The organism is Chitinophaga sp. (genome assembly GCF_036566945.1).
In the GTDB taxonomy this organism is placed as follows: Bacteria; Bacteroidota; Bacteroidia; order Chitinophagales; family Chitinophagaceae; genus Chitinophaga.
In genome coordinates this window covers 1-11,285 of the sequence record NZ_DATCVJ010000742.1, presented here as the reverse complement: position 1 = coordinate 11,285, position 11,285 = coordinate 1, and the positions used below count along the sequence as shown (strand labels likewise).

Below are 11,285 nucleotides of genomic sequence, written 5' to 3'. Positions count from 1 at the left end.
TAGCATACACCGCTTTCCGCTCTACCTGTGTTTTGCCATTTGTTTTAAAGAGCATATTATCTTCAAACGGTCTTACCTTTACATTGGCGGTGATTTCAGGAAACGTGTTTTTCAATTCATCTCCTAAAACAACAGGTGTAGTGCTCATGGTACGGATGCCGCCCCAATCGGCATTCACGTGCAGCCGATATATATCCTTACCGTTTGCATGAAATTTATCTACACTGTATTCATCGGCTACCCAACATAAAATGAAGAAGCAAACCGCCATACCAAAGGCAAGACCAGCGATATTCAGCGCAGCAAAAAAACGGCTTCTTTGCAGATTCCTCCAGGCAATGCGGAAATAGTTCTTCATCATGGCTACTCAGATCTAAGTGATTTAACCGGGTTCATTAATGCCGATCTTATAGATTGCAGGCTAACGGTGCACAACGCAATCAGTACTACCAGCACAGCGGTGAGTGCAAACACCCACCATTCTATGTGTATTCTGAAAGCAAAATGCTGCAGCCATTTATCCATACCATACCAGGCTATGGGTGAGGCGATACAAACACCGACCAACACCAGTTTGAGAAAGTCTTTGGATAACAACATCGATATATTGGCAACGGAAGCACCCAGCACTTTCCGGATACCGATTTCTTTTGTGCGCTGCCGGGAAATGAGCATAGATAATCCCAGCAAACCCATACAGGCAATGAAGATAGCCAGTCCGGAGAAGATACCGAACAGTTTACCGAGGGTACGTTCTGCCACGTATTGCGCCCTGATATCATTTTCTACAAACGTGAAATTAAACGGCGTGTCCTGCACAATGCTATTCCAGGCCGCTTCTACACGTTTCAAAATCGCCTTTTGATCTCCGGCAGCCAACCGCAGCGTAAGAATCGCTACTTCATCCTGTCTTACCATATAGATGATCGGATCTACCGGCACCTGCAATGAGCGGAGGTTAAAATCTTCTACCACCCCTATGATAGTGCCATGCCGGCTCATGTATCCCGGTCTCCATTCAATTCGTTTACCCACCGCATCATTTTTATAACCCAGTTGCCGCGCGGCCGTCTGGTTAATAATGAAAGCATCGGAAGAATCGGTGGACAATGCCGGGTTAAAGTCGCGCCCCGCCACCAGTTTAATACCGGTAGTTTTAAGCAGATCAAAATCTGATTGTATAATGCCGGCTACAAAACCGTCTTTATCATCTCCCCCTTCCCGTACAATCGGATTGTTATTAAACACGCCGCTGCCCATTAAAAAGTTGTGCATGGACACTTGTTGTACACCGGATAAGTTTTGGAAAGACGCTTTCAGCAACGCCGTTTTAGCGCTACCATCCACGCCCGACAGGTATACATTCACCAGGTGTTCTTTGTCAAAACCCAGGTTCTTTTGTTGCCAGTAACGCAGTTGTGAGAATACTACTACTGTAGAAATAATCAATGCCACGGCTACTGCAAACTGTGCTACTACCAGCCCGCGGCGCACCAGCACCCGGGAACCGGAGGCAATAAAATTGCCTTTCAGCACCCGCACCGGTATCAAACCAGATAAGTACAGCGCCGGATAACTGCCGGCAATCAAACCTACTATCAGTACCAGTAACAGGAAGCCGGTATATAAAAATAATTTAGAGGAAGACAACAATGATAACTCTTTGCCGGTAATGGTATTAAACGATGGCATTAATGCCGCCGCCAATATAAATGCCAGCATAAAAGAGGCAATGCTGATCACCAGTGATTCCGTTAAAAACTGGAGGATCAGACTCTTTCTTTCTGCGCCCAATACTTTTCGCAGCCCCACTTCTTTGGCCCTTTCATGTGCCCGGGCAGTAGTGAGATTCATAAAATTCATGCAGGCAATCAGGATCAGGAATATTGCAATAGCAATGTACATCCAGATCATCGCAGAATTATTAACCCCCTTGTCGCCTTCCGGATAGAGATGTACGTTTTTGATGGGCTGCAATTCCAGCGTAAAATGTATATTATGTTTCTTCAGTATACCACCAATATGCGCGGTTACAAAGGTTTCCAGCTCTTTGGTTAATTTGGCAGGAGGCGTGTGATCGGCCAGTTGTACGTAGGTAACATTGTTGGCAAACATGAACCATTGGCGCTCCAGCTTATTATCCACCTTTAACGCTGCGTTGATCATGGTAGAAAAAGACAGGATCATGTCCATCCGAAGGTCTGTATTGGCAGGAAAGTCTTTTGCAATACCGGTTACGGTACAGCTATATCCGTTGCCTACTTTAATCAGTTTTCCGATGGCCGGCTCATTCCCAAAATATTTCTTCGCTGTTGATTCCGTTAAAACAATGGTGTAAGGTTCTTTTAACACCGTAGCCGGATCACCTTCCAGCAAAGGGTAGTTGAACATCTGAAAGAAGGCAGCATCTGCAAAGACGGTATGCTCTTCCCATATTTTTTTATCGCCTACGGTATAGAGGGTATTACCGGGTGCGCATACACGTACAGACGTTTTGATACTGCTGATATCTTTCGGCAGGTTAGGCCCCAGCGGAAACTGGGTAGCAGCGCCATATTCCAGTTCTCCGGTTTGCCCGTGGGAAGTGACGGTGGTAACGCGATAAATATTATCCGCGTTGTGGTGGAATCTGTCAAAACTCAACTCATCACTAACATACAGCACAATCAGGATGCAGCAGGCCATGCCTACTGCCAACCCGGAGATGTTGATGACGGTAATGAACTTGTGCCGTTGCAGATGACGGATAGCAATTTTGAAATAATTCCGGAACATCAAGATGTGGTTTTAGAATGGCGAAAAAAATCACACATGGAATTGCTCCTTGATATTTTCTGTTACTACCCGTCCATCGAACAGGTTAACAATGCGGTGTGCGAAACCGGCATCATATGGGGAGTGCGTTACCATGATCAGGGTAGTACCTGCATTATTCAGTTCCTGCAACAGCTTCATCACTTCTTCCCCGTTGGTAGAATCCAGGTTACCTGTAGGCTCATCCGCCAGGATCAGGTTAGGCTTGGCTACTACCGCGCGGGCAATGGCCACCCTTTGTTGCTGACCACCGGATAACTGCTGTGGGAAGTGATTACGGCGATGCATAATGTTCATACGCTCCAGTACTTCTTCCACTTTCACTTTTCTTTCGGCAGCGGGTACTTTCAGGTACAGTAAAGGCAATTCCACATTTTCGAAAACAGTCAGTTCATCGATGAGGTTAAAGCTCTGGAATACAAATCCAATAGAACCTTTACGGAGCTGTGCTCTTTGTCTTTCACTCATGCGCGCCACTTCCTTATCCCAGAAGTGATACTCGCCATCACTGGGGTTATCCAGCAAGCCTAAAATGTTCAGCAAAGTTGATTTGCCGCAACCGGAAGGCCCCATGATCGCCACAAATTCACCATCCTGCACTTCCATATTAATACCGTTGAGAGCAGTGGTTTCTACCTCTTCTGTTGTAAACAACTTCTGTAAGTTAACGGTGCGTATCATAAGTGTTTGTTATTTTAAATGCTAGTTTATATAAAAAAATGGATGATTACTAAAAGGATAAAACGTCTTTATTACCGAAGTTCTCGTAAGAAGAAGTAATGACCTGGTCTCCCGGTTGTAAACCTTCCAGTACTTCAAAATATAAAGGATTTTTACGGCCCAGCGAAATGTTACGTTTTACAGCACGGTTGCCGCTTTTATCTACTACATATACCCAGTTACCACCGGTATCGGAGAAAAAGCCACCGAGTGGCAAAAGGATCGCTTCTGCGGACTTACCCAATACCAGGCGGATAGGAGAGGATTGTCCACGGCGGATACCTTCGGGTGTATTCTTTTCAAAATTCATATCGGCCTGGAAACGACCGCTTTTTACTTCAGGATACACTTTGGTAACGATCATATCATATGTTTTCCCATCAAATTCGAAGGAGGCCCTCAAACCGGCAAATACCTGGGAAACGTAGTGTTCATCTATGTCGGCACGTAATTTAAACCCATTCAGATCATCGATCTGGCCTATATTCTGCCCGGCGGTGATGCTGGACCCTACTTCCACATCTATGGAAGAGAGCTGTCCGGATACCGGGGCACGTACTATCAGGCTGTTAAGGTTTTCCCGCATCAGCTCCAGGTTACGCTGGGTTCTGGCGAGCGTTCCTTCCAGCTGGCTGATCTGCGTTTTGGCATTTTCCTGCTGGTATTTCTGTGATTGCAGCTGTATATCCTTCTGGCGCAGTAAGCCTTCCAGCTCATACTTGTTCTTATTAAAATCCTGACGGGCCACTATCTTTTCCTCTACCAGTTGCTTATTCCGGTCGTACAGATCCTGTGCGGCATCGATTTTAGCGTCTATATCTGAAATAGTTTGCTGCATGGTAAAGTCCTGCTGACGAATGCTCAGACGGGTATTCTGCAACTCGTTACGCAAGCGGTAAATCTCCGTTTCATGATTTACGAAATCCATCATCATATGCTGGTTGTCCAGTCGCAGGATGGAATCTCCTTCTTTCACCATACTACCTCCATCGAGGTATTTGCGGCTCACATATCCTCCTTCAATGGCATCCAGGCGAATGGTTTTCAGGGGCATTACTACGGCAGTTACGGCAATATATACATCAAAGGTTCCTTTTTTTACAGTAGAAATAGTAATCTTATCCTTTTCTACATTGAGGGTAGCCCGGTGATCAGCAAAGATCAGGGTGTACAACAGCAGCATTACTACTACCGCGCCACCACCTATCATCATGATGCGTTTCTTATTCCAAAACTTCTTTTCTAGTTTTCTGTCCATGTTTATTAGCGAAAAGTTTGCTGTCCCTAGAAAGTCAATCCACATGCCAAAGCTGAAAAGACTTTACCAGCAACGTTTTCATTGATTTTTTGCCTAAAAAAACGTCCTTTGCCGGACATGGGGTGTCCAGAATCGGACACTTTTAAAAGTTCCTGAATTTAGCTGTGGCTTTGAAAGAATCTTTGTTTAATATTGTCAACTATTCACCTTTCGCATATGACTAACATGCAACCCGCTAAGATTTTAATTGTTGATGATGATGTAGACGTTTTACGTGCCGCACGCCTGTTACTGAAAAGACATTTTGAACAGGTTGATTTTGAGAAGAATCCACAAAAAATACCCTACCTCGTATCCAACTTCGATTACGATGTGATCCTGCTGGATATGAACTTTACCCGTGACCTGAGTAGCGGGAAAGAAGGCTTTGAGTGGCTGGACCGTATACTGGATATTAAACCAGAAACGGCCGTCGTATTATTCACCGCTTATGGCGATGTGGAAATGGCGGTAAGAGCGATCAAAGCAGGTGCGGTAGACTTTGTACTTAAGCCCTGGGAAAATGAAAAGCTACTGGCCACTATTCAAACGGCCTATAACAAACGTGCTGCCCAGCAGGATAAACCACCCGCTGCTGTTCATCATCCAGGCAACCAGGTGATTGGTAAAAGCCCCGGTATGCTCTCCGTATTTGATACGGTATCCAAAGTAGCTGCCACCGATGCCAATATCCTTATTCTCGGAGAAAATGGTACCGGTAAAGATATGCTGGCCCGGCAAATACATGCACAATCCAACCGCAGCACCAAACCCTTTGTCAGCGTAGATTTGGGGGCCATCAGCGAAACCCTTTTTGAAAGCGAATTGTTCGGCCACGTAAAAGGCGCCTTCACCGATGCCCGCGAAGACCGTCCCGGACGTTTTGAAGAAGCCAACGGAGGTACTATTTTCCTGGACGAAATAGGTAATATTTCTATTCCCTTCCAGGCGAAATTGCTCACGGTATTGCAAAACAGGCAGGTAACCCGGGTAGGCTCCAATAAAAGTATACCCATCGACGTTAGACTCATCTGCGCTACCAACAGAAACATACAACACATGGCCGCGCAACACCTGTTCAGACAGGATTTGCTCTATCGTATCAATACCATCGAAATACATCTTCCACCGCTGCGCGAACGCATAGAAGATATTATTCCACTTGCAGAACATTTCCTGCAACTGTACCGCGATAAATATAAACGCCCGGTAAACAGTATGCACGAATCGCTTATCACACAATTAGAGCGCTACGACTGGCCCGGTAATATCCGCGAACTGCAACACGCTATTGAAAGAGCCGTGATCCTTTCTCAGGGAAAAACACTGCAGCCAAAAGATGTTTTTGTAAAAAATAACAACAACGCCGATCAGTCCATGGACACTGGTTACAACCTGGAAGAAATGGAAAGAAATATCATTTCACAGGCCATGAAAAAATGTAACGGCAACATCACGGAAGCCGCAAAAGAACTGGGACTCAGCAGAGCCGCACTATATAGAAGACTGGAAAAATATAACATATAAATAGCTTTTAGCTGTTAGCTTTTAGCCCATAGCGTACGGCTATAAGCTAAGACTATACACTACAGGCTAAAAGCTAATAGCTAACAGCTAAAAGCTCTAAATGAATCGCTTCAGTATCAATATCAGTCTGCGGGTCATCCTGCTGGCTATCACAATAGCAGCAGCCATATGGTTGTACATGCACAGCATGCAGCCATTGGCATTCCTGTTATTGCCGCTGATATTAATACAGCTATATGGTATTTACTATTACCTGAACCGGATTAACCGGAAACTCACATTGTTCCTGGAATCTATCCGGTATGAAGATTTCTCCATCCGCTTCAGCGCAGACAATAAACTGGGCAAGAGTTTCAGCATGCTCAATCATCAGTTCAACGAAGTGCTGGAAGCGTTCCGTCAAACCCGGGCAGAGAAAGAAGCCAACCTGAAATATATTGACACGATTGTACAACACATCAGCATCGGCGTATTATCTTTTGATACAGAAGGTAAGATAGAACTCATTAACCCGGCGGCTTTCCGGCTGATGGGCATTTACCGGCTCCGGAATATTCACGAACTGAAAACCGTGCATCCCGGGCTGGCAGAGCTACTGATGGAATTATCTTCCGGCAACAAAACACTGTATGCCACACGGCAGGAACAACAGCTATCTATACATGCTGCCACCGTGCGTTTGCAGGGCCGTTTGATTAAACTCATTTCCATACAGAATATCCATTCGGAACTGCAGAAAAAAGAGCTGGAAGCATGGCAAAATCTGACTAAAATTCTCCGGCATGAAATCATGAATTCTGTAACGCCTATAGTATCCCTGATCGGCACCATGCAGGAAATTGTTGATTTTGATATCGCCCCCGGCGCACAGCACCAGGAAGGCATTTCAGATTTACGGGAAGCACTGCAAACAGTGGAAAGTCGCAGTAAAGGAATCATGAATTTTGTAAATGCTTACCGCGATTATACCACACTCCCACAGCCACAGTTTACCAGCGTAAATGTAAGAACACTGGTGACCTCTGTCAGCAGCCTTTTTCAAACAGATATGAAACAGGCAGGCATACAGTTTACCGTCGAACTGGATGCGGAAAATATAGAAACCCATGCCGATGTATCGCAACTGCAAATGGTGTTGATCAACCTGGTAAAAAATGCGATGGACGCCCTGGAACAAACACCACAGGCGGCTATCAGCTTGAAACTGTATATCAACAACATTCAGCAGATTTGTATTGAAGTAACAGATAATGGCCCTGGAATTGACCGCGATGCCATGAATAAAATATTCATTCCGTTCTTCACCACCAAAAAGAAAGGCTCTGGTATCGGTTTGAGCTTATCACAACAAATTATACAAATGCATGGCGGACAGTTAAAAGTGATAAGTCCGGGCATTAACGGGAACGGCACTACGTTTTATATTCTGTTGAATACTTAGAGAATAATGCTTAATTTGGTACTATAAGCCCTTTCCTCATGCTGCGCCCTCGAAGTTTGATAATATACTTCCTTGTATTACTGGCAGATATCCTGCTCATTGCACTTGATAAAGAGAGTTATCGGTATGCCACCAAACCATTGCTGGTAGTATTGCTGGCGGTATATGTATTGTATACCGATGTAAAAATACCGCGTAGCTTTCGCCTGTTCCTGCTGCTCGCCCTGTTTTTTTCTTCCATGGGCGACGACCTGCTGCTATTTGACCATTTATTTCTTCCTGGCCTGGGCAGTTTCCTGATGGCACATATCATGTACATCACTTTCTTTCTAAAAATAAGGTATAGCAATCTGCCGGTACCGTATTGCAAGTACCCGTTCATATTTCTGAATGCAGCAGTAGTAATTGTGTTCATCTTATTCCTGGCCCCTTATCTTGGCAGTTTAACCGTTCCCGTTATTGTATATGCGTTGGCGCTATCTATTACCGTACAAAGTGTGCTCCATGCCTTTCATTTCCGGCGGCAGCCGGCTGGCTGGTTTTGTATAGCGGGGGCAGTATTATTTCTGATCTCCGATTCTCTTATTGCCGTAGGCAAATTTTACCATCCGCTGCCTGGCGGCGATATCCTCGTAATGCTTACCTATGGCCTTGCACAGTGGGGCCTGGTATATGGCAGCACAGCGTATTTCCGCAAAAGAACTACGTCTTTCAAACCAGAAATCGGGAATTTATAGTAAGATAATCACAGCGGATGTTTGCCTGACTTACCTCAGCAAATCTGTAATTTGTAATCCGTAATTCTTACTTTTGTCTAACTATGCAGCAAACAGACTTTCTTGTCATCGGTTCAGGAATTGCGGGGCTCACTTATGCGCTCAAGGTATCACAACAATTTCCGGATAAAAAGATCACGGTTATCACCAAGAGCCGGGAGGATGAAACCAATACCAAATACGCCCAGGGCGGTGTGGCAGTGGTAAACGACCTGGAAAATGATAGTTTCGAGAAACATATTGAGGATACCCTCATTGCCGGTGACGGACTCTGTAATGAGAACATAGTAAAGATCGTGGTAACAGAAGGTCCTGAAAGGGTCAACGAAATCATTGAATGGGGGGCCAACTTTGATAAAAACCCCGACGGCGATTTCTCGCTGGGCCGTGAAGGCGGACACTCCGTTTTCAGGGTTATTCATCATAAAGACGTTACCGGTAAAGAAATAGAACGCGCGCTGCTGGATGCCATTCATCGCCGCCCCAATATAGAACTGATTACGCATTGCTTTGTAATAGACCTGATCACCCAGCACCATTTGGGTTACCTGGTTACCAAATCCACACCAGACATTGAATGTTATGGTGTATATGTGCTGAACCTTACTTCCAACAAAATAGAAAAGATCCTTGCCAAAGTAACGCTGCTGGCTACTGGCGGCAACGGACAGGTATATCGCAGTACTACCAATCCCACTATCGCCACCGGCGATGGCGTGGCCATGGTGTACCGCGCCAAAGGCCGTATCGAAAATATGGAATTCATCCAGTTTCACCCTACGGCTTTGTACCAGCCCGGCGTAAACCCTTCGTTCCTGATTTCAGAAGCCGTACGGGGTGATGGCGGCATTCTTCGCAATATCCATGAGGAAGACTTCATGCATAAATACGATCCTCGCCTATCGCTGGCTCCGCGCGATATTGTGGCCCGCGCCATAGATAGTGAAATGAAGATCACCGGTACCGAATATGTGTACCTCGACTGCCGTCATATGGATCTGGAGAAATTTATTCATCATTTCCCCAACATCTACGAAACCTGCAAGGCTGCCGGTATTGATGTAGCAACCCAAATGATTCCGGTAACGCCTGCGGCGCATTACAGCTGTGGCGGTATCAAAACCAATGAGTGGGGACAGACCTCTATCCGCAGTTTGTACGCCTGCGGCGAATGCTCCAGCACCGGCCTGCACGGCGCCAACCGCCTCGCCTCCAACTCACTGCTGGAAGCCATGGTATTTGCACACCGCTGCTTTGTAGATACTACCAGCAAAATAGACCAGCTGGAATTTAAAGAAGATGTACCCGACTGGGTAGCCACCGGCACTACGGCCCCCAAAGAAATGATCCTCATTACACAAAGCCTGAAAGAACTCAAACAGATCATGAGTGATTATGTAGGGATTGTAAGAACAGATGTCCGTTTGCAACGTGCCCTCCGCAGACTCGATATCCTGCATGAGGAAACAGAAGATCTCTACGAAAAAACCATGGTGTCGCCACAATTGTGCGAACTACGTAACCTTATTACAGCAGGCTACCTGATCGTAAAAGGCGCAGCATTCCGCAAAGAAAGCAGGGGACTTCATTTCAATACCGATTATCCGTTTAAGTCTGAACTCATACAAAACATTGTGTTGTAAGCTAAACGGCTGTCTTTCATTACCTTTGCGTTGGATTTACAACAAACAGGAATATGTATTATCTGCTGCTTGCTTTTTGCTATAGTCTTTCCATATTGCCATTTCCGGTACTCTACTTTATCAGCGATGTACTCTACGTGCTGGTGTACTACATCATCGGATATCGCAGGAAAGTAGTGATGGAGAATCTGAGACAAGCCTTTCCTGATAAGTCGCAGGAAGCACTGACCATCATTGCTAAAAAATACTATCACAACCTCACAGACATGATGGTGGAAACCATCAAGCTGCTGACCATGAGTAAAGCGCAGTTGCAAAAGCGCTTTCAATGTGACCTTTCCGTATTACATGAATTGTATGCACAGGGTAAGAGCTGTCAGCTGCACCTGGGACATAATTTTAACTGGGAATGGGCCAACCTGTTTTGTATGCAGGGCGTGAACTTCCCATTCCTGGTGGTATACATGCCACTTACCAGCAAACCCGCGGATCGCATGTTCCGTCACTTCCGGGAAAAATTTGGCACCATCCTGATCCCCGCCAATGATATGGGCAACAGCATGAAAGCATGGACCAACAAACAATACCTGATCGCACTGGTAGCAGATCAGAATCCGGGCAATCCCCGCAGCTGCTACTGGTACCCGTTCCTCAACAAAATGACGCCGTTTTATAAAGGCCCTGAAATGGGCGCTAAACGCAGCGATATCCCGGTGGTATTTGTAGATATCCGTAAAATAAAAAGAGGTTACTATAACGCTACTTTAAAGCTCGCGTTCGAACATCCCCAGCAGGAACCGGATGGAAAAATTACAGAGACGTTCGTGCACTACCTGGAAAATAATATTTACGAACAACCGGAAGTATGGGTGTGGAGCCACCGCCGCTGGAAACATCAATACCAGGGGCAAAAAAACGGGAAGGGTTAGTATAGGGTTATAGTGAGATGCTGCCCGCCATGGTTCATGTATCGCTGCAGATCATTCCAGGGTGCTATCAGGAGGCTTTAGGAAGATGTTGCCCGCAATGGTTCGTATATCGCTGCAGATCATTCCAGGGTGCTATCA

At 45.7% G+C, this 11,285-nt stretch carries 9 protein-coding genes; 5 read left to right on the top strand and 4 right to left on the bottom strand.

What is annotated here, in order from left to right:
* The 4 genes from VIP81_RS22320 to VIP81_RS22305 all read right to left on the bottom strand — a co-directional run.
* A partial coding sequence (locus tag VIP81_RS22320) for an ABC transporter permease (RefSeq protein ID WP_331966597.1) occupies positions 1-361 on the bottom strand: 361 nt, incomplete at its 3' end.
* Between the two features lie 2 nt (positions 362-363).
* On the bottom strand, positions 364-2,775 hold the full coding sequence (locus tag VIP81_RS22315; protein WP_331966594.1) for an ABC transporter permease: 2,412 nt from the start codon (positions 2,773-2,775) through the stop codon (positions 364-366).
* Between the two features lie 30 nt (positions 2,776-2,805).
* The gene (locus VIP81_RS22310; protein ID WP_331966589.1) at positions 2,806-3,495 is read right to left on the bottom strand and encodes an ABC transporter ATP-binding protein; all 690 of its coding nucleotides are present in this window, start codon (positions 3,493-3,495) and stop codon (positions 2,806-2,808) included.
* Between the two features lie 49 nt (positions 3,496-3,544).
* Positions 3,545-4,792 (bottom strand): efflux RND transporter periplasmic adaptor subunit, encoded by a 1,248-nt coding sequence (locus VIP81_RS22305; protein ID WP_331966586.1) that lies wholly within the window; start codon positions 4,790-4,792, stop codon positions 3,545-3,547.
* 216 nt (positions 4,793-5,008) lie between these two features.
* On the opposite strand from VIP81_RS22305, the gene VIP81_RS22300 reads away from it, so the two are divergent.
* The 5 genes from VIP81_RS22300 to VIP81_RS22280 all read left to right on the top strand — a co-directional run bounded on the left by VIP81_RS22300 (position 5,009) and on the right by VIP81_RS22280 (position 11,147).
* On the top strand, positions 5,009-6,358 hold the full coding sequence (locus VIP81_RS22300) for a sigma-54 dependent transcriptional regulator (protein ID WP_331966583.1): 1,350 nt from the start codon (positions 5,009-5,011) through the stop codon (positions 6,356-6,358).
* A 100-nt stretch (positions 6,359-6,458) separates the two neighbouring features.
* A complete protein-coding gene (locus VIP81_RS22295) occupies positions 6,459-7,799 on the top strand; it encodes a sensor histidine kinase (protein WP_331966580.1) in 1,341 nt (446 codons plus the stop codon).
* A gap of 38 nt (positions 7,800-7,837) precedes the next feature.
* Positions 7,838-8,536 carry a lysoplasmalogenase gene (locus VIP81_RS22290; RefSeq protein WP_331966577.1) on the top strand — a complete coding sequence of 233 codons (699 nt, stop codon included), beginning with the start codon at positions 7,838-7,840 and terminating at the stop codon, positions 8,534-8,536.
* Between the two features lie 83 nt (positions 8,537-8,619).
* Entirely contained in the window at positions 8,620-10,218 is a 1,599-nt protein-coding gene (gene nadB / locus VIP81_RS22285) for an L-aspartate oxidase (protein WP_331966574.1), read from the top strand.
* Positions 10,219-10,271: 53 nt separating this feature from the next.
* The gene (locus VIP81_RS22280) at positions 10,272-11,147 is read left to right on the top strand and encodes a lysophospholipid acyltransferase family protein (protein WP_331966571.1); all 876 of its coding nucleotides are present in this window, start codon (positions 10,272-10,274) and stop codon (positions 11,145-11,147) included.
* Positions 11,148-11,285: the final 138 nt, after the last annotated feature.

Coding starts and splice junctions, on each gene's coding strand:
- VIP81_RS22315 (WP_331966594.1), bottom strand. CDS start 2,775: ATGTTCCGGAATTATTTCAAAATTGCTATCCGTCATCTGCAACGGCAC.
- VIP81_RS22310 (WP_331966589.1), bottom strand. CDS start 3,495: ATGATACGCACCGTTAACTTACAGAAGTTGTTTACAACAGAAGAGGTA.
- VIP81_RS22305 (WP_331966586.1), bottom strand. CDS start 4,792: ATGGACAGAAAACTAGAAAAGAAGTTTTGGAATAAGAAACGCATCATG.
- VIP81_RS22300 (WP_331966583.1), top strand. CDS start 5,009: ATGACTAACATGCAACCCGCTAAGATTTTAATTGTTGATGATGATGTA.
- VIP81_RS22295 (WP_331966580.1), top strand. CDS start 6,459: ATGAATCGCTTCAGTATCAATATCAGTCTGCGGGTCATCCTGCTGGCT.
- VIP81_RS22290 (WP_331966577.1), top strand. CDS start 7,838: ATGCTGCGCCCTCGAAGTTTGATAATATACTTCCTTGTATTACTGGCA.
- nadB (WP_331966574.1), top strand. CDS start 8,620: ATGCAGCAAACAGACTTTCTTGTCATCGGTTCAGGAATTGCGGGGCTC.
- VIP81_RS22280 (WP_331966571.1), top strand. CDS start 10,272: ATGTATTATCTGCTGCTTGCTTTTTGCTATAGTCTTTCCATATTGCCA.